The sequence below is a fragment of the Streptomyces sp. NPDC001594 genome, assembly GCF_042893675.1.
Taxonomy (GTDB): Bacteria; Actinomycetota; Actinomycetes; order Streptomycetales; family Streptomycetaceae; genus Streptomyces.
On record NZ_JBIAVB010000001.1, the window covers coordinates 193785 to 215431 of the forward strand.

The following is a 21647-nucleotide window of genomic DNA, read 5'->3' on the forward strand; positions in this document are numbered from 1 at the left end:
ACGCCACCCGTACACTTTCGGACATGACGTTGGTGGCGATGCCGGTGTACGACGGGGCGATGTTGTTCGAGGCGGCCATCGCCATGGAGATCTTCGGCGAGGACCGCGTACACCTGGCCGACCCCTGGTACGAGTTCGCGGTCTGCGGACCGCGGGACGCCCGGCTGGGCGGCCTGCTGCGCGTCGACACCCCGCACGGGCTCGACATAATCGGCCGGGCCGACACCGTGATCGTGCCGTCCTGCGACGACATCGAGGCCGATCCGCCCGGAGAACTGCTGGACGCGCTCCGTGACGCCCACCGGCGCGGCGCCCGTATCGCGTCGCTGTGCACCGGCGCGTTCGTCCTCGCCGCCGCCGGACTGCTGGACGGGCGCGAGGCCGCCACCCACTGGTTGCACGCGGCCCGGCTCGCGGAGCGCTATCCGCACGTGCGCGTCAACGCCGATGTCCTCTACACCCACGACGGGCAGATCCTCACCGCCGCGGGCAAGGCCGCCGCCCTCGACCTCAGCCTCCACCTGGTGCGCCTCGACCACGGCGCCGCAGTCGCCAACGCGCTCGCCCGCGTCCTGGTCGTGCCGCCGCACCGCGCCGGTGGCCAGGCCCAGTACATCGCCGCGCCCGTCCCGGCTCGAAGCGGTGACGGATTCACCGCTCTGCAGGACTGGATCCTCGACCGGCTGCACGAGCCGTTGACCGTACAGGACCTTGCCGACCGCGCGGGGATGAGCACCCGTCACCTGGCGCGGGTCTTCCAGCAGAACACCGGCCTCACCCCGCTGCGCTGGCTGCACGTGCAGCGCATCAGGCGGGCGCAGGAGCTCCTGGAGACCACGGACACTCCCATCGAACGGATCGCCGTGCACGCCGGCATGGGCACGGCGACCACCCTGCGCCGGCACTTCAGCCGCGCGGTTGGCGTGCCCCCGGACACGTACCGGCGCACCTTCCGCGGTGACAACGACTCATAGCCCATCCTCCGGAGCCCCGCGTCCCGCCGGACTCATGCCGCAGCGACGTCCCAGGCCGCCACCGGGACCACTACGGCCGGCACATGGCCCGGGTCCGGGTAGGCCATCGCGCCCGGGTGCGCCAGTCGGCATCGGGCCGCGACTGCATCCTTCGGTCTACTGTGCTTTCGGCCCTGCGAAGGACGCTCTCACGGCCCCGTCCGCGAGAGGCTGGACCCGTGCGAACAACCATCGGATACACGCTCGAAAGCATCGGCTACGTCATAGGGGCCCAGGGGGCCCTCAGCTTCGTCTCGCAGACGTTCTTCGGCACGGAGTGGGGCTGGCTGCACAAGGTCGTCGACCTTCCGTCCACCGCCTACCTCGGCGTCGTCGCCGTGGGGCTGGCGCTCGTCGTCAGCGGGGTGAGAACGCGGAAGGCGGCCGGGCGCCGGAGGATCGCCTGAGCGGAGCGGGCCCTCGGACGGATCCAGGAGAAGCCGGTCAGCCGGCATTGACCTCGTCTTCGTCGGGCCAGCCCGCTGTGACGTGGGCGATCACGCCGGGTCCGACGAGGAAGTCCACCGGGGAGACGGGAGACATGAACGGTCGCAGTGGCACGCGGCGCGAACAGCTCTCCAGCCGGGGCAGCGGTTGCTTCGGGAGGGCATGGGGAACGCCAGGTATGAGGCGGCCATCGCGGCTTCGTACGGCGAGAACTGCAGGAGGAACGTGCTCAGCGGCTCCTGTTCGGGGGCCGGCTCGTCCCCTTCGGTGAGCCGGACTTCCGGGGCGGCGTCGGCGGCCTCGAGATCCCAGGGGATCGACCAAGCCCATCCGTTCTGTCCTCCGAGGATCGCCGGTCGCCTCTCGGCGAGGCGGTAGAAGTCGGCCAATACCGGCGGGACGGAGCCGGGTATCGCGGCGGCGGGAGGGGGTTCCGTTTCGGTGGGATACCAACCGGTGATGAAGAGCTCCATGGCCTTACCGGGTGCGGTCGGCACATGGTCGAGCCACCTGAGGCCCGGCAGGATGGGCGGGGTACCTGTGGGCTGGACCCCGGCCCACAGCCACGGCGGGATGGAGGCCATGTTGACCCCGCCCAGTCCGCCCGTTGCGAACCCGCGGGACGGGCTATTTTGAACTTGTTCAATTGAACGCGTTCAAGGGGGTCGTCGCCGGGGCGCTGCCGACGTGGGGCACGATGACGTGGCTCCTGGCCGCGCACAGCGCCGGGCAGGGCATGTCGTTCCTGGCCTACGTGATCGGCGCCCCCGCCGCCACCGCCCCGATCCTGAGGGCGGCTCCGAGGTCGTCGCGGGCTTCGAGGTCCTCGCGGTGCCCTCCTCGCCCGGCTCGACTCCATGAGCCGCTTCCAGGACCGGGATCTCAACCTCCGCAAGGAGGGGCTGCGGGACTTCGGCGCACTCGACGCCGGAATGGTCGAGATGGGGTCCGGCCGCCCCCGCTGCGGCCTGCTCCTACTCCTCCGGCTCCCAGGCGCGGCGCAGGTCGAGCACTCCTGCGTCCGCCCCGCCCAGCTTGTGGCCCCGGAGACGGTAGTGACTCGGGAGGGCGGGTAGGCGACCGGCGTGAGCGGACGGAAAGAGCGTGGGCAGGAGAGGCAGGACGCGCTGCTCGCAGGCCTGAGCGTGGATACGAGCCGGCCCGAGCAGCCGGTGCTGCTGGACGGTGGCGGACAGCCGATCCGTACCTGGCGGGAGAACTACCCCTACGATCACAAGCTGCGGCGGGCCGACTACGAGCGGGCGAAGCGGATCCTGCAGATCGAGCTGCTGAAGCTGCAGCGCTGGGTCAGGGACACCGGTGCCCGTGTGGTGGTGATCTGCGAGGGCCGGGACGCGGCGGGCAAGGGCGGGACCATCCAGCGTCTCACCGAGCGCCTCAACCCCCGCGGCGCCCGCATCGTCGCCCTGGACAAGCCCAGCGAGCGGGAGGCAGGGCAGTGGTACTTCCAGCGCTACGTCGCCCACCTTCCCGGGCCGGGGGAGATCGTGTTCTTCGACCGCTCCTGGTACAACCGGGCGGGTGTGGAGAAGGTCATGGGCTTCTGCACCGACGAGCAGTACCGGCAGTTCCTCGCCCAGTGTCCGGCCTTCGAGGCCATGCTCGTCGAGGACGGCATCGTGCTGGTGAAGTTCTGGTTCTCCGTCTCCCGCGCCGAACAGCGCACCCGTTTCGCCATCCGTCAGGTCGACCCGGTGCGCCAGTGGAAGCTCTCATCCACCGACCTGGCCTCACTGGACCGGTGGGACGCCTACACCACCGCCAAGGTGGAGATGTTCCGTGCCACCGACACCGTCCACGCACCCTGGACCGTGGTGAAGAGCAACGACAAGCGGCGCGCCCGCCTGGAGGCGATGCGCAGCCTGCTGTGGCGCATCGACTACGCCAGCAAGGACGAGGCGGCGGTCGGCCGCCCGGATCCCTTGATCGTGGGAGCCGCGGATACCCTCCTGGAGACCGGCGAAGATCCCGCTGCCCTTTCCCCCACCCCGCTGGCCGAGCTGACCGGCGGCCCGGGCCAACACCCCGGTTTTCCCCAGGACGGCACCTTCGCCGCAGGGCGCCGTGCCGACGAGGCCGGCGAGCGGCATGGGGGCCTCGACCACGTGTAGGGGAGCCGGCTGACGGTCGGGGGACCGCAGCGTGCCGCTCGGACCGTACGGGGGCGGGCGGCCCACGGAGGAGTGAGGCCCGCGGTACGGCCGTGCGGCGTGTCAGTGGGCGCCGATGGACCAGAAGACCCCGACCTCGTCACCGGACACGGCCACGACGCCCAGCTCTTCGTGGAGGTCGAGGCCGTTGACGTACGCGTCGGTGAGGAACCGGTGGGCCCTCGTGCCCTTGAGGCCGGCGCGGACGAAGTCCCGGGCGGGGTCCGATGCCGCGTCCCGGGCGTTCGTCCAGAACCGGGCGTCCGGCCCGTACCGCTCCAGCAGGAGCCGTGCCGCGTCCAGCAGGGCGTCACGATCCGGCCGGTGCCTCACGGGCCGGTCGCCGTCCCATTCCTCCGCCATGACGGCGAGCGCGGTGACGGCCCCCGCCGGCTCCAGCTCGTGCAGGCGGTCCTGGAACCCGGCGGCGGGCGGCGGCTCGAAGGGGTACGCCGGCACGGCGTGGCCGGCATCGCTGGTGCGGTCGGGGTCGATCCGCAGCCAGCCACGCGGGTCCGGGACCTTCCGGTGCATCAGGGCGATCACGTCCTCGGCCCAGTCCTCGTGTCGGCGCGGGCCCGTGGCGAGGAAGACGTACGGGTCCGCCAGCAGGCGCAGGGCCGCCGCGTTCCAGGGGCTGCGGCGGCGACGGAGCTCCATGACCGTGTCGCCGACCCTCCGGGCGAACACCTCGGCCGGCGCGCGGGGGATGCCGTCCAACTGCCCGTACCCCCATCGCAGGAGCGCCGTGGCCGCGCCGTCCGCGGCGGCGTCGGCGAGCTCGCGCGGCGCCCGGGGGACGACGGCCCGGTTGCCCCTCTGGAGTTCGACGGCCGCCCGCCACAGGTCTTCCAGGTGGGCGTCGAGGAGGTCGAGGGCGATGCGGTCGTGGTCGGCCGTACACATGGACCGACCCTACCGGGCTGTCCCCTGCGTGCGGCCGGGCCGGTGGCGGGTCAGGCTGCGGTGAGGGCGGCCGCGCCGAAGGACACGTCGAAGCGGTCGCACCAGATGGTGACGCTGCGATAGTCGGCCAGGTTCACGTCGGTGGGGATCTCGTAGTTCTGGTCGCCCTTGTTGCCCTTGAGCCTGCCCAGGCTGGTGTGCTTGCCGTCGTCGAAGACGGACCACCCGGCCACCCCTTCCTTCACCGGGGCGTCGGTGAGCCAGACGCGCAGGTCCGGGCCGTTGCTGGTGTCGAGGTCCTCCAGCCGCAGGGTGCGGGAGCCGTCGGGGAGCCGGATCAGCTCCACAGTGCCCGTCGTGGTGTGCTCGTGGCTGATCAGCGTGCCCCGGGCCAGGGTCTGGGGGCCGGGAGGCAGCGCCGAGGACGGGGGCGCGGGTCCCTGGGCGGAGGTCGTGGGGAGGGCCTCGTGGACGGTCGCGTCCTGCCACAGCTTCCACGGCTGGAACCAGTACGCGCCGAGGCCCAGTACCAGCGCGGCCGCGGTCGCCGGCGTGGCCCGCAGCCGTCCTCGTCGCTTCGTCTCCGTCACTGAACTGCCTTTCGTCGCCGGTCCGTCACCCGTCATTCAACGCGGCCGCGACGGCTGTCACCAGCTCTGACCTGGTGACGAAAGTCTTACGGGTGCCGCACGGCACGAGCGGTCAAGGGGCGGCGGGGGTCTGGGACAGCGCGGTGCGCACGGCGAAGGCGCCGAGCAGGCCGCCTGCGGCGAATCGCTGGGCGGCCATGACGCGGGGCCGGGTGGCCAGGAACCCTGAGACGCGTGCCGCGCCCAGCATGATCAGTGCGTTCACGGCGATGCCCACGACGATCTGCACGCCGCCCAGTTGGAGCAGCTGCGCCCAGGGCGGGCCTGCCTGCGGGTCCAGGAACTGGGGCAGCAGTGCGGCGTACATCAGGGCGATCTTGGGGTTGAGCAGGTTGGTCAGCAGCCCCATCGAGAACAGGCGGGCGTCGGAGACCGGGGGCAGGTCGTGCCGGGGGGTGAACGGCGAGCGGCCGCCTGGCTTGAGCATCTCCCAGGCGAGGTAGGCCAGGTAGGCGGCCCCGGCGAGCTTGACCACGGTGAACGCCACCGGCACCGCGGCGAACAGGGCGGACAGGCCGGCAGCCGCCGCCACCAGGTAGCACAGGAACCCGACGGCGGTCCCGCTGAGGCTGACGATGCCCGCCCTGCGGCCCTGGGTGATGGCGCGGGAGGCTAGGTGGATCATGTTCGGTCCCGGCGTGAGGGCCATGCCCAGTTCAACCAGGGCAACCCCGCCCGCCGCGGTCAGGGTGATCACCGGTCAACCTCCTGGTCGTTCCTGAGGCACCGACACCTCAGAGCGTGGGAGCCGCCCACGGCGCCCCAGGGCCTCGCCTGACGCATCAGGATCACCCGACGCACGCTTGCAGAGTACGTGTCGGCAATGCGCGGCCTTCAGGCACCCCGGGACGATGCGGCCGGAAGGCAGACCGGCGCTGTCAGTGGTCTCTGTCAGGATGCGACGGTCAGAGCACCAGAACCGGGGGGAAACGTGGGGACTTGGAACGTCGGCCCGTTCGACGACGACAGCGCAGCCGACTTCCGCGACGCCCTCATCCGGGCGCCGGCCGTGGCTGACGACCTCGACACCCCGCTCCCACCCGGACGAATGATCACATCCGACGAAGGTCATGGAGACGTGCAGCCGCTGTGGTGCAGCGATCGGCCGGCCACTGCTGGACTGTGGGCCCGGGTGCATGCCGAGCACTCCCGCTCCGGCCTGTGGCCGTTGCTGCTCGACGCGCTGGATCCGGAGGACGACGAGTTCCGGCCGTGGGGCTCGGGCGAGCTCATGCCGGAGCGGATGTCCTCTCCGGCGAGCCACTCCCCCGCCGGTCTCCTGGAGCAGTGGTGGGCGACGTACACCGCCGTCGATGAGGACGCCATGCTCTCCGCCAAGAGACGTCTCGCCGTCACGGCCCCCTTCGGGCAGGACTGGCCGGGCACCGCCCCCGCGCGGTCGGCCACGAGCGATCCCGATGAACTGGCGGCCGAGTACGCGCAGGTGTTCCTCGCCGGCCGGCCGTGGTCCCGGCTGGGACTCGTCGCGGCTGCGTCCGGCGCCGAGGCCCTCGCGGTCGCGGGCTGGTGCGGACCTCTCAACTACGACAACGACACCGCCAAGTTCTCCGCGGTCATCCGCGACTGGGAGCACCGGTTCGGCGCCCGTGTCGTGGCAGCCGGCTTCTCCACCGTGCACCTCAGCGTCGCCGCGCCGCCGATGAACGAGGAAGACGCCCTCCTGGTCGCGGCCGAGCACTTCGCCGTCTGCCCCGACAACGTCTGGCAGGGCTGCCGGCCGAACACGCTCAGCGCGTACGCCGGGCGGATCATCGGCGCCCGCGGCTGGGACTTCTGGTGGGACTGATCCGTCACCGACGGGTCGTCTGTCCGCGAGCGCCGATAAACGAGTACGCGGTGAGCGCGCGGTTGCCGTTGGGCTTGGCGGTGGCCCGTAGGGCGTCGGCCTGGCTCAAGCTGGTCCCCACGCCGACCAGGGCCGCCCGCCTTACGCGCCCGTAGGTCACGGCCGCACTCGAACGAGCCGGTCAAGCCGGAGGTTTCACCCAGGGAGCCAGACGTTCCCCGGCCGTGAGGTTCTCGCGCCAGTAGCGGAAGACGGTTCCCTGGACGATGTCGAGCTGCCCAGCCGCGACCAGGCCGGAAGCGAGGCTCGGGCCGCCTGCGTCGGCCTCGAAGGCAACCAGTACGGGGGGGGGCCTCGCCGACCTGACGTGCGATGAGCCGGACCTCGTCAGGCGTCGGCGCACGAAACACAGGATCCTGCAAGGCGGCGGCCCCAGGCGACGATGTCCCAGTCCCACCATGCCCCTTCGGGAAGCTCGATCCGCGCGGACCAAGAGATCATCCCGAAACGGAGCCCCGCTCGCTACGACGGTCCAAGGCTTCCTCGCATCGCGCATGCGCTCCGCGTCCACCTTGAACAGCACCGTCACACCCTGCTCTGCTCCATCGCATCCCCACCCCCCGCCCGCAGCGCTGTGGGTCGCCGACCGGTTGCACCAAAGCCGCACATGTACTGGTCCACCTCGGCCAGGCTCCCCGCCAGCACCGGCGAGCTGCACCGGCTGGCGGGGTGGGGCCCGCAAAAGTAGTCCGGTCTGAGTTTTGCGGGTGGAACTGCATGGTCTGCGCACGCTGCCGCCGGTTGGCTGAAGGCACACGCACAGCACGGCTCCGGCAGCCGCCGGGGGAGAGAGAGTTCCCTGATGAGCATCCGAAGCGGCATCGCGGCCGCCCTGACCGCGATATGCGTGAGCATCGCGCCGGCGCCCTCGGCTCAGGCAGCCGATCCCGGCTCCAGGGACTTCGCGACATCTGCTCGCACCGTCCCCTGCCCCACCGACGCAGTACGGGGTAAGGGAATGGCCCCGAGGCATCGGCTACAGCCGGAAAGCCTGGTCCGACACGGGCACGTCCCCTCGGCTCGGATGCCGCGGACAAGGCCTGTCCACGGCCGGCCACGGCGGACCACCGGTACCGGGGCAAGGTGTCCTACCGCAGCTTTCCCACGTGTCGTCATGGCCCAGGATGACGGACGTGCCGGCACGACACGAGATGCGCGGCTACCGGTCAGAGCACCACTGGACGCCGCAGTCCTTGGTCCCCGGACGATTCCGTTGACGTGCAAGGACGTGGTGCGCACGCGACCGTGCACAGGGGCGCACCGTCGATGACTTCCCGCGAAGCAGCCCTGGAACGCGATACTTCAGAGAGAGAAAACGATGAAAGCGAGAATCGCCACGGCCGCCATCGCGGTTACCGTGCTCGCCGCCGGCTCCGGCGCCGTGATCACCGTCGCCACCGCCTCCGCTTCGGAGACCGCCGACGTCGCCGTCGCGGCCGAGGCCGCGACGGTCGCCGCAAAGCCGGCGGCCACGGTGGTGGCGGATCCGGACGCCACCGTCGCGGCGGAGCCGAACGCCACCGCGGTGGCGGAGCCGGTCGGCTCCACACTGGCTCCGCAAGCGGGCGGTACGACGGCGCCGCCGCCGAGGCCGAGTAAGACGCCCGCTCCGTCGGGCAGCCCGCTGCCGGGCAAGACCACGACTCCCTCCCCTCAGCCGGACAAGCCGGGTGAGACCTACAAGGGCTCCGCGACCTTCTACTCCCCCGGCCTGGGTGCGTGCGGGAAGGTGATCAAGGAGAGCGACCTCGCCGTCGCGCTCGACCCCACCATGTTCGGGCCCGGGTACCCGTCGAGCAACTGCGGGCGCAAGGTCGTCATCACCTACAAGGGGAAGTCCGTCACGGCGACTGTCCTCGACGAGGCTCCCGGAGCGGGCCGACACGGTCTCGACCTCACCCCGGGGGCGTTCAAGGCACTCGCCCCGCTCGACAAGAGCAAGCTCGACGTCACCTGGCGCTTCGCGAAGTAGCGCGTCGGGCGGGTCGAACGCCGGCCAGGTCGGTGAGTGCGGCGCGGCGAGGAGTGCTGACACCCCGACTCTTGAAACCGCCCGCGTGTCGTGCGCACCGCGCGGTTCCGGACGAAGCGCGGCGGGGCGCCGACCCGTAGCAGACCGGGACGAGGGCACGCGTCGTGAAGGCCGGTGCGAGGTCGGTCGGTCTCAGCCGAGGACCGCGGTCACCTCCCGGCGGGCCGCTTCCGACAGGAGGGGCGCCCAACGCGTGAACAACTGGAGCAGGCCCGCCCCGTTGCGCTCGCGGAAGGACTCGTTCACCTTGGCCAGGTCCAGTTCGTTGGCCACCGTGAGCTCGGCGAAGTCGCGACGCTGCCGCAGGGACGGTGTGAACTCCTCACCGGTGAAGCGGTCCCGGAAGGTCACCGGCTCCCCCTCCGGCGCGGCGAGGCTGGGGTAGGAGGCCTTGCGGTCGCAGCTGGCGTAGAAGTACACGAGCTCCTCCGCCTCCCTTCCAATCGCCGCGGCCAGGCGATCCCGCTCGGACAGCTCCAGGAGTACCAGCGGTAGCCCGTCGGTGCCGTAGAAGGCGTGACACAGTGCTGCGGTCTGCAGTGCGGGCCGCGCACCCCACTCGGCGAGCATCGCCTCCACGCGCAGCAGGTGGGTCAGGAGCGTGCCCCCGGAGTGCTTGGCCGTCTCCGCTCCCAGCTCCTTGAGCAGGGTTATCGCCGGCGAGTCGGGGAGCTGGTCGTCGCTGTGCATCATGAACCCATGATGACGAGGTCCCCGTGCCGACGTACACCCGGACCGGCATGCGGACACCGCGACGGCGCCCCCTGAATGCTCGCGGCACGGCGCATGGAAGTCTGTCCGCATGGACACATTCGCGGATCGACTCGACGGTGGCTGGGCGTGGTGGGAGGCCGCCATCGAAGAAGCGCAGGAAGGGCGCTGGGTCCGTGACGCCGTGGAACGGCAGGTCATCAAGGACATCGCTGCCGCCACGAACCCTCTCCACGGTGGGCGGATGGCCCCGTTCACCGAGGACTCGTGGCATGTGCGCATCGGGAGGATCGCGAACTGGGCCGGGGTGCTGCGGCTCGCGGCCCGGTCAGGTGGCTGGGTGCTCCAACCGGTCGTCGGGCGGAGCCCTTCACACCCCGCCGGCATGGCCGAGCTGCTGTCGGCCATCTATGCGGTCGGGGAGCAGGGCGAGATCTGGATGCAGCAGCTCCTGAAGGGCGTACGGCCACCAGAGGGCGAGATCGCGAAGGCTGAGGGTTTCCTCACCGGGCCGGGGTCCATCGAGGACCTTGAGCTCTTCTTCTACGACTGACGGGCGGGGTCGGCGATCGGGGGCTTGTCAGGTGGAGCGGGCTCTCACCGTTCCGTTCTGTGCTTGCTGGGCGCCGTGCGCGCGCAGGCGGGCCGGCCCCGGCAACATGGTGTTCACCGCCCCGCGCGCCCGGGGTAACAACCGCTTCCTAGCGTGGCCGACCGCAGCGCAGCGCTGGCAACCACCCCCACCGGGAGGCGTCTCCATGAGCACCACCGAGTCACCCCAGGCCGTGCCGGACACGGCGAGGACAGCTCCCGACCAGGCGGTCGAGGAGACGCTGGAGGACTACACCCTCCGTTTCGCACCCCGCAGTTACCGCCGCTGGACGCCCATGGTCGTGGCCACCACGGCCCTCGGCGGCATCGCCTACATGGCCGACTTCTCCATCGGCGCCGGCATCGGGCTGGCCCACGGCACGGCAACGCCCTCGTGGCCATCGCCGTCGCCGCGGTCGTCATCTTCGTCACCGGCTTCCCCCTGGCCCATTACGGCGCGCGCTACAACATCGACCTCGACCTCATCACGCGCGGCTCCGGTTTCGGGTACTACGGCTCGGTCCTCACCAGCGTCATCTTCGCCAGTTTCACCTTCATCTTCTTCGCCCTCGAAGGCTCGATCATGGCCCAGGGCCTCCAGCTCGGTCTCGGGCTGCCGCTGTGGCTGGGCTACGCCGTCTCCACCCTCATGGTGATCCCGCTGGTCGTGTACGGCATGAAGGCGCTCAGCAGACTCCAGGTGTGGACCACCCCGATCTGGCTGCTGCTCATGGTCGGCCCGCTGGTGTACCTGGTCGCCGAGGACCCCGGCACGGTCGGACGGTTCCTGTCCTACGCCGGTACGGACGGCGACGGCGCCGTCAGCACCGCCTCCGTCATGCTCGGAGCGGGCGTGTGCCTGTCCCTGATCGCGCAGATCGGCGAACAGATCGACTACCTGCGCTTCATGCCGCCCAGGACCGAGGCGAACAGGCGCGCCTGGTGGACCGCGGTGGTCCTGGCCGGTCCCGGGTGGGTGCTGCTCGGCGCGCTCAAGCAGGCCATCGGCGTCTTCCTCGCCGTCTACGTCCTCGCCGAGGCCGGACCGGCCGCCGCGCCCGAGCCCATCCGGCAGTTCCGCGGCGCCTTCGACGCCATGATGCCGCCCTGGGCCGTCGTCCCGCTGGCCGTGGTCCTGGTGGTCATCAGCCAGATCAAGATCAACGTGACGAACGCCTACTCCGGCTCGCTGGCCTGGACGAACGCCTTCACCCGCGTCACCCGCCACTACCCCGGCCGCATGGTCTTCGTCCTGGTCAACCTCGGCTTCGCACTGGCCCTGATGGAAGCGGACATGTTCAGCTTCCTGGGCGGCGTCCTGGGCTTCTACTCGAACTGCGCGATCGCCTGGGTGGTCACCGTCGCCACCGACATCGGCATCAACAAGTACGTGCTGAAACTGTCCCCGCTCCAGCCGGAGTTCCGCCGGGGCATGCTCCACGCCGTCAATCCGGTCGGCGTCGTGTCCTTCGTCTCCGCCTCCGGCCTGTCGATCGCCCTGTATTTCCACCTCTTCGGAGACAGCCTCCAGCCGTACTCGCCCGTGGCGGCGGCCCTCATCGCCTTCGTCGTCACCCCGCTGGCGGCGGTCGTCACCAAGGGCCGTTACTACCTGCGCCGCGCCGACGACGGCATCGCCGAGCCCCTGCTGGACGTCGACGGCAACCCGAGCTCGGTCACCCTGGACTGTCACGTCTGCCATCAGCCCTACGAGCGCCCCGACCTCGCGGCCTGCGTCGCCCATGCCGCGGTCGTCTGTTCCCTGTGCCTGAGCACCGACAAGACCGGCGAACACGTCCTGCCGGCCGCCGTGTAGAGGCGGATGCTCCGGCCTCGACTGCGTTGCGGGGCGGCGCGGGTGACGAACGGTGCGCGCGGGGGGTCGAGCGGCGTAGCGTGGTGCGGTATGAGTGAGGTTGTGGAAACCAGGGGTCCAAAGGTTCGGCCGCATTTTCCTCCGAAATCTCCGCCGCAGAAGAAGCCCGTCGAGGCTCCGCGGCCGCAGCCGGTGACGCAGCCGGCGTCTGCCACCGGGCGGCGGGCGAGGGTGCTGACGTTCAGGGCGGATCAGTGGGCGCCGCGGAAGGCCGCCGGGCAGGCGGCGCTCGCGGTCGCCGAGTGGCACTATCCGCTCCTGGACGAACACGACTTCCTCAAGGCCGTCCACGGCCTGGTCGAGGCCGCGGTCGCGGCCGGCGGGAAACGTGTCAGCGTCCACCTCGCCGACCAGGACGCCAAGGTCCTCGTCCTGGCCCTCAACCACCAGGCCGGCGAGGCGAGCACGGGGATGCCACAGGAGGTGGCGCTGCTGCGCACCGTCGACGCCTGCGGGACCCACGCCGACCACGACGGGCACGCCTGGTGGGCCCTCCTCGACGCCGCACCCCGGCCGAAATCACGTCTGCCCCGGTAGACAGCCTGCCCGACATGAGCCGGCCCGTGGACACGGGCAGGCCCCCGCGGCGGACGTTCCCGTCGTGGGAGCCTGCCGTCACCGGTTCAGAACGTGCGCTGGGTGAACCAGGTCGCCTGGCTGGAGGGTCTGGTGCAGGTACCAGACCCCGCCCGCGTTGAACGCGGGGGCCCGGGCGGCGGAGCGCGCGCCTCGATCTCGCGGGGAAATTCCCGGACGGCCGCCTGCGGTGCGGGTGCGGGGTCAGCGGGCGAGGGAGAGGGCGAAGGGTGCCAGTCCGCTGGAGCGGATCACGGGCGGCACGAACAGGATCGCGGCCTCCGTGGCGCGGGCGGTCCGGATCCCGCCGAGGTCGCTGATCCACTGCTTCCTCCAGCCGAGGTCGGTGAGCAGGTCGTGGACGGTCTGCTTGGCCTTGGGGTCTTCGCCGGAGAGGAAGGCGGTGGGCGGGTGGGTGAGGATGGCGGGCGCGGTCATCACCGGGAAGAGCATGGTGTTGAGCGTCTTGACGACATGGGTTTCGGGGAGCGCCTCCTGTAGCCGCTCGGCGAGGCTGGAGCCGGGGTAGAGGAGGTGTGCGGGCAGGCCGTCGGGGCCGTCGGTGGTGGCATTGGACACGTCGATGAGGATCTTGCCCCGCAGTTCCTCTCGTAGGGCGGTGAGACGTTCCAGTGAGCCGGCGCCCGGTGTCGCGTTGATGACGATGCGGGCGCCGCGTGCGGCGTCGGCGGCGGCGCCCGTCCTGCGGCCCGCCACGGTGATCCGGTGCCCTGCTCGGGTCAGGGCGGCGGCCAGGTTGGCGCCGACGCGGCCGTTTCCCAGAACTGCGATGTCGGTCATGGCTATTCGTCTCCTGTCGGCTTCTCGGGTGGGTGGGCTGTTGGCGTCAGGGTCGGCGGGAGAGGGTCGATACGGCTTGGGCGTGGACGCCGGGTGCGGCAGCGAGGAAGCTGTGGCTCTGCGGGGTCCAGGGACGGCCTTCGGCGTCGGAGATCCGTCCGCCGGCCTCCCGGACGAGCAGCGTCCCGGGAAGCAGGTCCGCGCGGGCTCCGGCGAACTGCCAGAAGACGTCGGTCCTGCCGGCGGCCACGTTCGCCAGGTGCAGGGTAGCGGGGACCGCGGTCCGCACGACGAGGGCGTCGAAGAGCATCTCGGTGATCGAGGCGCCGACGCGCCGCACGACCTCCTCGTCTTCATCGGGCCTGGCCTGGCTGGTGGCGACGATGCCCAGGCCGAGGTCGGCGGTCCGCGAGACGTGCAGCGGCCGTCCGTCGAGGTGGGCGCCCGCTCCGGCGAGCGCGGTGTAGGTCTCGCCGGTCAAGGGGAGGTGGACCACGGTGAGCAGCGGCTGGTTGTCGCGTACGAGGGTGGCGGTGACCGCCCATTCCGGCAGGGCGTGCAGGTGGTTGACGTTGCCTTCGGCCGGGTCGACGACCCACCATTCGCCGGCGGGCAGTGCTCCGCCGTCGAGTTCGTCCTCCACCCAGCCGGCTTCCGGGCGCAGCCGTGTGAGGCGCGGGCGCAGGATGTCGAGGGCCAGGTCGTCGTTGGCGGCGAGCGCGCGCATCAGCTGCTCCCGGGTCTCGTAGCGGACCACCTCGCCGAAGCGCTCGCGCAGCGCCGAACCGGCCGCCTGCACGGCGATCACGGTCTGGGCCAGCACGTCGGCGTCAGAAGCGGCGGCGGTGAAGGCAGCGGCGGTGGCGGTGGTCTGCGGTGTTTCGGGCATGGCGGTGCTCCTGACCGGGAGGGGTGGGGTGGGACGGGTGACGCGTCCGGGTCGAGCCGGGTGTTGCGTCGTGCGCTCGTGCCTCAACGGTATGGAGTCCCAGAGTTGACTTCAACTGCATGTCAGGCACGTCTAGGCTTACTGGCATGCAATTGGATTTGAACCTGCTCACCGCCCTCGACGCGCTGCTGGAGGAGGGCAGTGTGGCCGGGGCGGCCGCGCGCCTGCATGTCACCGCCCCCGCGATGAGCCGGAGCCTGGGCCGGCTCCGGCGCACGACCGGGGACCAGATCCTGGTGCGCACCGGCCGCACGATGACCCCGACGCCGTACGCGATCGCCGTGCGCGCCCAGGTGCACGAGCTCCTGCACCAGGTCCAGGGGGTCCTCGCGCCGAGCCGTGAACTCGATCTGGCCACGCTGGAGCGCACGTTCACGCTGCGCTGGCACGACTCCCTGGTCGCCCTGAGCGGACCCGCGCTGCTCACGTCCGTGCGCGCACAGGCGCCCGGCGTGCGGCTGTGCTTCATCGGGGAATCGAGTGTCGACACACCTGAACTGCGGCGCGGGGAGGTCGACTTGGAGGCGAACGCCCACCGTCCCAGCGCGCCGGACATCCGTACCGAGAACGCGGGCGAGACCCGCCTGGTCGTCGTCGTGAGGCGGGGCCACCCCCTCGCGCGCGCCGGGACCCTCACCGCGCGGCAGTACGCCGCAGCCGAGCACGTCACCGTCTCACGACGCGGAAACCTCGACAACGCCCTCGACAAGGCCCTCGCCCCGCTGGGCCTGAGCCGCCGCGTGGTGGCGACGGCACCCACGGAAGCAGCCGCGTTCGCGTTCGCGCGCGACTGCGACCTGGTGATCAGCGTCCCCGAAGCCGCCACCCGCTCCGCGGTCGCCGACCTGGGCCTGGTCGTCCTCCCGCTGCCCCTCGAACTGCCGTCGGCGCCCGTGTACCTGTCATGGCATCAGCGGTACGACACCGACAGCGCTCATGCCTGGCTGCGCGGGCTGGCACGCGACGCACTGGCTTCGGCCACCGCCGCGCCGGGTCGTCCCGGTCCGCCCTGACCCGGCGCCGGGCCTGGACGGCAGCCGCCCTCCGCGGGCCGGTGCGCGGACGGGTGCGGCAAGTGGGTTGCAAGCGGTCGGCAATGCGGCTCCGAAGACTGGCTGGCATGACCACCCAAGATGTTTCCGGCCCCACCGTCCACCCCTACACCCGCGAGATGGCGATGATCCACCAGGTGTTCCGCCGCGAGTCGCGCCTGCCGGCCGAGCTGGTCCAGGAGGTCCGGTCCGCGGACACCGGACGGGCCCGCGTCCTCGTCGGCGGTCCACGGTTCGTCCGCGAACTCGGCGTACGGTCCCTGCCGCCCCTTGGCACGCACTTGGCACCGACTTGCCGTCCCCGCCCCGGCCCTTGTCGGCTTGTCTCGGCGCCGCTTCCGTGCTTGCGGAATGGTTCATATGCCATATTCGCGCTGTGGCTCCGACGAAAGGCCTGTCATGAAGATCGCCGTCATCGGTGGTACCGGACTGATCGGGTCTCAGGTCGTCGAGAACCTGGACTCCGCCGGGCACGAAGCCGTTCCGCACTCGAAGTCCACCGGTCTGGACGTCGTCAGCGGCCAGGGACTGGGGGCGGCGGTGGCGGGCGCGGACGTCGTGGTCGATCTGACGAACTCCCCGACCTTCGACGAAGCCTCCCGGGCCTTCTTCCAGACCTCGATGGACAACCTGCTGGCCGCTGCTCGAGAGGGAGGCGTCGGCCACGTCGTCATCCTCTCGATCGTCGGCACGGACCAGGTGCCCGAGCTCGACTACTACCGGGCCAAGCTGCTCCAGGAGAACCTCCTGGCCGCCGGTGAGATCCCCTACTCGATCGTCCGGGCTACGCAGTTCATGGAGTTCATGGACGCCGTCATGTCCTGGACCGCCGACGCCGACACCGTCCGGTTGCCTTCCACACCGATCCAGCCGATCGCCGCCAAGGACGTGGCCGCGTCGGTGGCGGAGGTCGCCGTGGGCGCCCCGCTGAACGGGATCCGCAACATCGCCGGCCCCGAGATCTTCACCCTCGACGAGCTGGGCCGGATCACCCTGGCCCACAAGGGCGACCCTCGCACCGTCGTCACCGACCCCACCGCCGGGATGTTCGCCGTCGTCCAGGGGGACGTCCTCACCGACAAGGGCGCCCACCTCGCGCCCACCCGCTACGAGGACTGGCTCTCCTGAGTGGAGGTCACGAGGGCCCGGCTGGGGTGGGTCTGTTCGTAGGCGTGGCCGACCCGCAGGAGCGCGGGCTCTCCGAGGGGCCGGCCGAGCAGCTGCATGCCGATGGGCAGGCCCGTCACGTCGTGGCCGACCGGAAGGGTCAGGGCGGGCACCCCGGTGATGTTGGCGGGGGCGCAGAGGCGTACGTAGGCGTCGGAGACGCTCTCGACGGTGCCGTCGGGCCAGGTGACGGTCTCCTCGCCGGCCCGTACCGCGGTCATGGGGACGCTCGGGGCGGCGATCACGTCGACCTCCTCCAGCATCCGTGCCCACTGCGCGCGCATGAGCGTGCGCGAGCGCTGGGCGCGCAGGTAGTCGCCGGCGCTCATCAGCTCGCCCGCCTCCAGGAGGATGCGGACGTCCTGCTGGTACCGCTCGGGGACCGTGCGCAGGCTGCCCTCGTGGTAGGCGCCGGCTTCGGGCACCATCAGGCCCCACTGGGTGGCCTGGACGTAGCGGGTCATCGGGATGTCGACTTCGACGATCCGCGCGCCCAGGGCTTCCAGCTGTGCGACGGCGTGCCGGACGGTGGTCTCCACCTCGGGGTGGACGTGGTCGAAGTAGTAGGTGCGCGGCATGCCGACGCGCAGCCCGGTCAGGTCCGTTCCGGCCGGAGGCCGGTAGTCCGCGGCGGGCACGGGCAGCGAGGCGGGGTCGCGCGGGTCGTGTCCGGCCAGCTCGGTCAGGACCAGGGCGGCGTCCTCGACGGTGCGCGTGATCGGGCCGACGTGGTCCAGCGACCAGGACAGGGAGGTGACGCCGTGACGGGGGACGAGCCCGTAGGTCGGCTTGAGGCCGACGACCCCGTTGAGCGCGGCGGGCACCCGGATGGACCCGCCGGTGTCGGTACCCAGGGCGAAGGTGGCGGTGCCCGAGGCCACGGCGACCGCGGAGCCGCCGCTGGACCCGCCGGCGATGCGATCGCGGTCCCAGGCGTTGCGGGTCTGCGGGGTGGTCAGGCCGAACGCGAATTCGTGAGTGTGGGTCTTGCCGAGCAGGATCGCACCGGCCGCGCTCAGACGTGCGGCGACCGTGCTGTCCGCTGGTGCGTGGTGGCCGGCGCGGACCCGGGAGCCGGCCGTGGTGGCCATCCCCTCGACGTCGATCAGGTCTTTGAGCCCCATCGGGATGCCGTGCAGCGGTCCCCGGTGGCGGCCGTGCGCCACTTCGTGTGCGGCTTCGCCGGCCGACCGGCGCGCCTGCTCCGCCGTGACCGTGACGTAGGCGCCGAGGTGCGGATCCGCCTCCGCGATGCGGTCGAGTACGGAGTCGACCAGTTCGACGGGGGACAGCTGCCGGGCACGGATCGCGTCCGCGGCGGCGGCGAGGGACAGTTCATACGGTCGCATCGGGCTTCTCCTCCTCGTGCGGTGCGGCGCGGTAGGCGGCGGCGGGCGGGACGTCCCCGAAGTCCAGCTCGTGCAGGACCTTGACGACGCTGTGGATGTGGTTGGCGACCGCGGCGACGGCCGCGTGGCGTTCGGCGGGCAGGACCAGTCCGGTTCGGGCGGCCCAGCGGGCGGCCTCGGATGGGGTGAGTTCGTCAGCGGCCATGGGGTTCTCCCTCTCGGGGTGGGGTGGGGGACGGCGTGGCGGACGGCCGCGCGGTCAGGGCGCGCCGACGGGGAGCTCGGCTCCGTGCTCGGCGAGGAACCGGTAGCGGCCGTTCTCCCGGCGGACGGTGCCGCCGGTGGGCTGCGGGAAGTGGGTGCCCAGGAGCAGCGCGTCGGTGTCCGCCAGGGCGTCCAGGAGCCGGGAGCGGGTGCGGACGGCCCGGGCGGGGTCGACGTCGACGCAGCTGTTCACGTGGGGGTGGGACAACTGGACGGGGTGGTGGATGCTGTCGCCGGTGATCAGCGCGCGGCGGTCGCCGCCGCGCAGTTCCACGGCGACCTGTCCCGGGGTGTGGCCCGGGGCGGGGAGGAGCAGGACCCCGGGGGCCACTTCGTGTCCTCGCGCGGGCACGTCCACGAGGTCGTACTGTCCGGCGTCGCGGACGGGGGTGACGGAGTCGCGGAACATCTGGCGTCGGGGCTCGTCCAGGTCGGCGGTGGCCCAGTGGTCCCATTCGGTGCGGCTCGCGAGGTAGCGGGCGTTGGGGAAGGTGGGTACCCAGTCCCCGCCGGTGAGGCGGGTGTTCCAGCCGACGTGGTCGGTGTGCAGGTGCGTGGTGATCACCAGGTCCACGGACTCGGGCGGGAAGCCGGCCACCGCCAGGCGCTGCGGGAAGTCGGTGTCCAGGCCGTTCCAGGCGGGGTTGGCACGCGGCTTGTCGTTGCCGATGCCGGTGTCGATGACGATCCGCAGCCCGCCGGCCTCCACGGCGAAGCTGTGGCTCGCCAGACGCGGCACGTCGGCGTCGGCGAAGTCGGGGCGCAGCCACGGTGCTTCGTCCAGGACCTCCTTGGTCGCGTCGGGCAGCAGCCAGGACCCGGTCTGGCGCGGCAGTTCGATCTCGTCGACGCGTCGCACGACGATGTCGCCGAGGTCCCATCCCGTGCTGGTGCGGGAGGCGGCCGGAGGGGGCGTGGCGGTGGCGCTGGCCATCGGCGGGTCCTTTCGGATGGGCGCGCAGGAGGGCACCTCTTCCTCAGGCAAACGCGAATCCTTTGCTTTTGCCTGAGGTGAGAGTAGGCCCCGCTTCCACCAAAACGCAAACGGTTAGCTTTTAGGCACCCAGGCGGGTCTCGGGTCGAGCGCCGTGGCCACGAGGCGGTCGGTGTAGGTCGAGGACAGGCCCGAGGGGCGGAACAGGATGCGGTACAGGAGGGGGGCGACGACGACGTCCAGCAGGGTCTCCACGTCGGGGACGGCCTCCCCGCGCCCGGCCGCGCGCACCCCGATGGCCTTCAGCTGTTCGGCGGCGTAGTCGGAGCAGCGCAGCGCATTGCCCTGCTCGGGGTCCCCCAGCAGGGCGTCGCGGACGTATGTGCGGCCCGCCGCGGAGGACATCTCCTCCGCGAACTGCACCGCCCACGCCGCGAGGTCCGCCCGGAGATCACCGTGGTCGGCGGGCGGGGCGTCCGGGCGCAACCGCTCGACGGCCACGTCGGACAGCAGCTCCCGCAGGTCCCCCCAGCGCCGGTAGACGGTGGAGGGAGTCACTCCCGCACGGGCGGCGATCAGCGGCACGGTGAGCGCGTCCCGCCCCACCTCGGCCTCCAGATCGCGGACGGCCTGGTGCACGGACTGCTGGACGCGGGCGCTGCGCCCGCCGGGGCGCGAGGTGGGTCTGGCACTCATGCCCCCAGCTTAATGCGAAGGAGTTGCGTCTGCGTCGGACCTCCCGGCGCTACGGAGCGACGCGGTCGGCGCGGTCGGCGCGGTCGACGAGTACGCCTTCCAGGAGCGCTGCCAGGTAGCGGCGAGCGGTCTCCGCGCGTGCCGCGGGGGCCGTATGGACGTTCGCGGCGTAGGCGATGCCGCACATCAGCGGTACCAGGTCGTCGGCGGTCACATCGGCGCGCACGGCGCCGGCGTCGAGGGCCCGACGGAAGAGCTGCCGCCCGACGGACGACAGGGTCTGCTTCAGCTCGGTGGTGCGGGGCAGCGCGTCGGTGGGCGCGGCGGTGACCGCGGAGAGCGAGGCGTCGGTGACCTGCGCTTCCACCGTGCGGGTGAGGAAGCCGGTGAGGGCGCGGGCGGGGTCCTCGTCAGCCAGGGCCTGTTCGCCGTGGGCGGCGAGCGCCTCCAGGCCGGGGGCGGCGACGGTTTCCAGGAGCGCCTCGGCGGTGGGGAAGTGGCGGTACACGGTCCCCACGCCCATGGAGACACGGCGGGCGACGTCGTTGAGTTGCAGCGGTGCGCCCCCGTCCACCACTTCCCGGGCCACGGCGACGATCCGCTCCCGATTGCGGGCAGCGTCCTTGCGCAAGGGGGCGGTCGTCATGCCTGAAGTCTAACCGGATGACCCATCCGCCCCCGGGGTGCGGCGGTAGGCGCCCTGCTCACGCCGTCCCGACGGGGGCGAGGCGCTCGCTGAGCCGGCGCACGGCCTCGGCGGTGCGGGGGTCCCTGGCCGCGCGCGAGGGGGGCACGGGAGTCACCCGGGGTCCGATGACGAGGCCGGTCAGACCGGCCAGGGAAGGGGCGGTGGCGGCGTGGATCGAGGGCTTTGCCGCCGAGGAGGCCGGACCGGATGTGGAACGTTCGAACGTGCGCCACACCAGGGGCCACAGCAGTCGCAGCCGCGGGGAGACGATGCGTGGATCGTCCATGGTGCCGCGGGTCATGTCGGTCGCGGCGCCACCGGGGTCGGCCGCGAACACCGAGACGCCGGTGCCGTCGAGGCGCTCGGCCAGTTCCAGGGTGTAGGCGAGGTTCGCGAGTTTGGCGCGGCCGTACCAGTGGAAGCCGTAGTAGCCGCCCGGCGGCTCGACGGCGTCGAACGCGCGCTTGCCCACCCTGACGGCGCCCGAGGTGACGTTCACGATCCTGCCGGGCGCACCGGCTTGCAGGACCGGGAGCAGCAGTTCGGTCAGCAGGTACGGCGAGAGGTGGTTCACCGCGAACGACGCCTCGATGCCGTCGGGCGAGTCCTGCCGGCGGGGGAACATCGCTCCGACGTTGTTGACCAGGACCGACAGCGGGCCGTCGGCGGCCACGCGCCCGGCGAGGGAGCGGACCGCGTCGAGCGAGGCGAGGTCGGCGGCCAGGAACCGCGCGGAGTACCGCGGGGCCGTGGCGTTGATCTCCTCGACCGCCCGCGCGCCCCGTGCGGCGTCCCGCCCGACGACGGTCACCGCGAGCCCGGCGGCGGCCAGTCCCAGGGCGGTCTCCAGTCCGATACCGCCCGTTCCGGCGGTGACGAGCGCTGCCTGCTTCATGGGGAATCCCGT

22 protein-coding genes and 1 pseudogene are annotated in these 21647 nt (G+C 71.7%); 11 read left to right on the forward strand and 12 right to left on the reverse strand.

Features of this window, described 5'->3' with window-relative positions; translation table 11 throughout:
- Positions 1–23 precede the first annotated feature (23 nt).
- The 4 genes from ACFY0O_RS01005 to ppk2 all read left to right on the forward strand — a co-directional run bounded on the left by ACFY0O_RS01005 (position 24) and on the right by ppk2 (position 3592).
- Positions 24–974, forward strand: a complete 951-nt coding sequence (locus ACFY0O_RS01005; RefSeq protein WP_388941088.1) for a helix-turn-helix domain-containing protein — start codon at positions 24–26, stop codon at positions 972–974.
- Between the two features lie 218 nt (positions 975–1192).
- Positions 1193–1420, forward strand: a complete 228-nt coding sequence (locus tag ACFY0O_RS01010; protein ID WP_388941090.1) for a hypothetical protein — start codon at positions 1193–1195, stop codon at positions 1418–1420.
- A gap of 897 nt (positions 1421–2317) precedes the next feature.
- Entirely contained in the window at positions 2318–2536 is a 219-nt protein-coding gene (locus ACFY0O_RS01015; RefSeq protein ID WP_388941092.1) for a hypothetical protein, read from the forward strand.
- Between the two features lie 9 nt (positions 2537–2545).
- Entirely contained in the window at positions 2546–3592 is a 1047-nt protein-coding gene (ppk2, locus tag ACFY0O_RS01020) for a polyphosphate kinase 2 (protein ID WP_388941095.1), read from the forward strand.
- 102 nt (positions 3593–3694) lie between these two features.
- Here ppk2 and ACFY0O_RS01025 read toward each other — a convergent pair whose 3' ends face one another.
- The 3 genes from ACFY0O_RS01025 to ACFY0O_RS01035 all read right to left on the reverse strand — a co-directional run bounded on the left by ACFY0O_RS01025 (position 3695) and on the right by ACFY0O_RS01035 (position 5884).
- Positions 3695–4537 carry a hypothetical protein gene (locus tag ACFY0O_RS01025; protein WP_388941098.1) on the reverse strand — a complete coding sequence of 281 codons (843 nt, stop codon included), beginning with the start codon at positions 4535–4537 and terminating at the stop codon, positions 3695–3697.
- A 50-nt stretch (positions 4538–4587) separates the two neighbouring features.
- A complete protein-coding gene (locus ACFY0O_RS01030; RefSeq protein WP_388941101.1) occupies positions 4588–5127 on the reverse strand; it encodes a DM13 domain-containing protein in 540 nt (179 codons plus the stop codon).
- A 112-nt stretch (positions 5128–5239) separates the two neighbouring features.
- Positions 5240–5884: a LysE family translocator gene (locus ACFY0O_RS01035; RefSeq protein ID WP_388941104.1), complete on the reverse strand. Its 645-nt coding sequence runs from the start codon at positions 5882–5884 to the stop codon at positions 5240–5242.
- Between the two features lie 234 nt (positions 5885–6118).
- On the opposite strand from ACFY0O_RS01035, the gene ACFY0O_RS01040 reads away from it, so the two are divergent.
- Together ACFY0O_RS01040 and ACFY0O_RS01045 are read left to right on the forward strand one after the other, a co-directional pair.
- On the forward strand, positions 6119–6994 hold the full coding sequence (locus ACFY0O_RS01040) for a DUF4253 domain-containing protein (RefSeq protein WP_388941107.1): 876 nt from the start codon (positions 6119–6121) through the stop codon (positions 6992–6994).
- Positions 6995–8372: 1378 nt separating this feature from the next.
- A complete protein-coding gene (locus ACFY0O_RS01045; protein WP_388941109.1) occupies positions 8373–9026 on the forward strand; it encodes a hypothetical protein in 654 nt (217 codons plus the stop codon).
- A 192-nt stretch (positions 9027–9218) separates the two neighbouring features.
- Here ACFY0O_RS01045 and ACFY0O_RS01050 read toward each other — a convergent pair whose 3' ends face one another.
- On the reverse strand, positions 9219–9779 hold the full coding sequence (locus ACFY0O_RS01050; RefSeq protein WP_388941111.1) for a DUF6817 domain-containing protein: 561 nt from the start codon (positions 9777–9779) through the stop codon (positions 9219–9221).
- 109 nt (positions 9780–9888) lie between these two features.
- Between ACFY0O_RS01050 and ACFY0O_RS01055 the strand changes: the two genes are divergently transcribed.
- The 3 genes and pseudogenes from ACFY0O_RS01055 to ACFY0O_RS01065 all read left to right on the forward strand — a co-directional run bounded on the left by ACFY0O_RS01055 (position 9889) and on the right by ACFY0O_RS01065 (position 12801).
- Positions 9889–10350, forward strand: a complete 462-nt coding sequence (locus ACFY0O_RS01055; RefSeq protein WP_388941114.1) for a hypothetical protein — start codon at positions 9889–9891, stop codon at positions 10348–10350.
- A 205-nt stretch (positions 10351–10555) separates the two neighbouring features.
- A pseudogene (locus tag ACFY0O_RS01060) lies at positions 10556–12204 on the forward strand (purine-cytosine permease family protein).
- Between the two features lie 231 nt (positions 12205–12435).
- Positions 12436–12801 (forward strand): hypothetical protein, encoded by a 366-nt coding sequence (locus tag ACFY0O_RS01065; protein ID WP_388941117.1) that lies wholly within the window; start codon positions 12436–12438, stop codon positions 12799–12801.
- A gap of 243 nt (positions 12802–13044) precedes the next feature.
- Here ACFY0O_RS01065 and ACFY0O_RS01070 read toward each other — a convergent pair whose 3' ends face one another.
- A complete protein-coding gene (locus tag ACFY0O_RS01070; RefSeq protein ID WP_388941120.1) occupies positions 13045–13641 on the reverse strand; it encodes an NADPH-dependent F420 reductase in 597 nt (198 codons plus the stop codon).
- Between the two features lie 46 nt (positions 13642–13687).
- The gene (locus ACFY0O_RS01075; RefSeq protein ID WP_388941122.1) at positions 13688–14530 is read right to left on the reverse strand and encodes an inositol monophosphatase family protein; all 843 of its coding nucleotides are present in this window, start codon (positions 14528–14530) and stop codon (positions 13688–13690) included.
- A gap of 146 nt (positions 14531–14676) precedes the next feature.
- Between ACFY0O_RS01075 and ACFY0O_RS01080 the strand changes: the two genes are divergently transcribed.
- Both ACFY0O_RS01080 and ACFY0O_RS01085 read left to right on the forward strand, forming a co-directional pair.
- Positions 14677–15603: a LysR family transcriptional regulator gene (locus tag ACFY0O_RS01080; protein WP_388941125.1), complete on the forward strand. Its 927-nt coding sequence runs from the start codon at positions 14677–14679 to the stop codon at positions 15601–15603.
- A gap of 438 nt (positions 15604–16041) precedes the next feature.
- Positions 16042–16770: an SDR family oxidoreductase gene (locus tag ACFY0O_RS01085; protein ID WP_388941128.1), complete on the forward strand. Its 729-nt coding sequence runs from the start codon at positions 16042–16044 to the stop codon at positions 16768–16770.
- Here ACFY0O_RS01085 and ACFY0O_RS01090 read toward each other — a convergent pair.
- The 6 genes from ACFY0O_RS01090 to ACFY0O_RS01115 all read right to left on the reverse strand — a co-directional run bounded on the left by ACFY0O_RS01090 (position 16749) and on the right by ACFY0O_RS01115 (position 21635).
- Positions 16749–18158, reverse strand: coding sequence for an amidase (locus tag ACFY0O_RS01090; RefSeq protein WP_388941131.1), 1410 nt, complete (start codon positions 18156–18158; stop codon positions 16749–16751). The genes ACFY0O_RS01085 and ACFY0O_RS01090 overlap by 22 nt on opposite strands.
- Entirely contained in the window at positions 18145–18363 is a 219-nt protein-coding gene (locus ACFY0O_RS01095) for a hypothetical protein (protein ID WP_388941133.1), read from the reverse strand. Before ACFY0O_RS01095 ends, ACFY0O_RS01090 begins: the two co-directional genes overlap by 14 nt.
- Positions 18364–18417: 54 nt before the next feature.
- Positions 18418–19356: an MBL fold metallo-hydrolase gene (locus ACFY0O_RS01100; RefSeq protein WP_388941135.1), complete on the reverse strand. Its 939-nt coding sequence runs from the start codon at positions 19354–19356 to the stop codon at positions 18418–18420.
- A gap of 114 nt (positions 19357–19470) precedes the next feature.
- Complete coding sequence (locus ACFY0O_RS01105) at positions 19471–20052, reverse strand: TetR/AcrR family transcriptional regulator (protein ID WP_388941138.1); 582 nt, start codon at positions 20050–20052, stop codon at positions 19471–19473.
- Between the two features lie 49 nt (positions 20053–20101).
- Positions 20102–20698 carry a TetR/AcrR family transcriptional regulator gene (locus ACFY0O_RS01110; protein WP_388941141.1) on the reverse strand — a complete coding sequence of 199 codons (597 nt, stop codon included), beginning with the start codon at positions 20696–20698 and terminating at the stop codon, positions 20102–20104.
- Positions 20699–20756: 58 nt separating this feature from the next.
- Complete coding sequence (locus ACFY0O_RS01115; RefSeq protein ID WP_388941144.1) at positions 20757–21635, reverse strand: SDR family NAD(P)-dependent oxidoreductase; 879 nt, start codon at positions 21633–21635, stop codon at positions 20757–20759.
- Between the last annotated feature and the right edge of the window lie 12 nt (positions 21636–21647).

Bases quoted from the DNA above. Each gene is read 5' to 3' on its own strand.
- ACFY0O_RS01045 (WP_388941109.1), top strand. From the start codon at position 8,373: ATGAAAGCGAGAATCGCCACGGCCGCCATCGCGGTTACCGTGCTCGCC.
- ACFY0O_RS01075 (WP_388941122.1), bottom strand. From the start codon at position 14,530: ATGCCCGAAACACCGCAGACCACCGCCACCGCCGCTGCCTTCACCGCC.
- ACFY0O_RS01090 (WP_388941131.1), bottom strand. From the start codon at position 18,158: ATGCGACCGTATGAACTGTCCCTCGCCGCCGCCGCGGACGCGATCCGT.
- ACFY0O_RS01050 (WP_388941111.1), bottom strand. From the start codon at position 9,779: ATGATGCACAGCGACGACCAGCTCCCCGACTCGCCGGCGATAACCCTG.
- ACFY0O_RS01115 (WP_388941144.1), bottom strand. From the start codon at position 21,635: ATGAAGCAGGCAGCGCTCGTCACCGCCGGAACGGGCGGTATCGGACTG.
- ACFY0O_RS01025 (WP_388941098.1), bottom strand. From the start codon at position 4,537: ATGTGTACGGCCGACCACGACCGCATCGCCCTCGACCTCCTCGACGCC.
- ACFY0O_RS01095 (WP_388941133.1), bottom strand. From the start codon at position 18,363: ATGGCCGCTGACGAACTCACCCCATCCGAGGCCGCCCGCTGGGCCGCC.
- ACFY0O_RS01100 (WP_388941135.1), bottom strand. From the start codon at position 19,356: ATGGCCAGCGCCACCGCCACGCCCCCTCCGGCCGCCTCCCGCACCAGC.
- ACFY0O_RS01015 (WP_388941092.1), top strand. From the start codon at position 2,318: ATGAGCCGCTTCCAGGACCGGGATCTCAACCTCCGCAAGGAGGGGCTG.
- ACFY0O_RS01055 (WP_388941114.1), top strand. From the start codon at position 9,889: ATGGACACATTCGCGGATCGACTCGACGGTGGCTGGGCGTGGTGGGAG.
- ACFY0O_RS01085 (WP_388941128.1), top strand. From the start codon at position 16,042: ATGAAGATCGCCGTCATCGGTGGTACCGGACTGATCGGGTCTCAGGTC.
- ACFY0O_RS01080 (WP_388941125.1), top strand. From the start codon at position 14,677: ATGCAATTGGATTTGAACCTGCTCACCGCCCTCGACGCGCTGCTGGAG.
- ACFY0O_RS01105 (WP_388941138.1), bottom strand. From the start codon at position 20,052: ATGAGTGCCAGACCCACCTCGCGCCCCGGCGGGCGCAGCGCCCGCGTC.
- ACFY0O_RS01005 (WP_388941088.1), top strand. From the start codon at position 24: ATGACGTTGGTGGCGATGCCGGTGTACGACGGGGCGATGTTGTTCGAG.
- ACFY0O_RS01070 (WP_388941120.1), bottom strand. From the start codon at position 13,641: ATGACCGACATCGCAGTTCTGGGAAACGGCCGCGTCGGCGCCAACCTG.
- ACFY0O_RS01110 (WP_388941141.1), bottom strand. From the start codon at position 20,698: ATGACGACCGCCCCCTTGCGCAAGGACGCTGCCCGCAATCGGGAGCGG.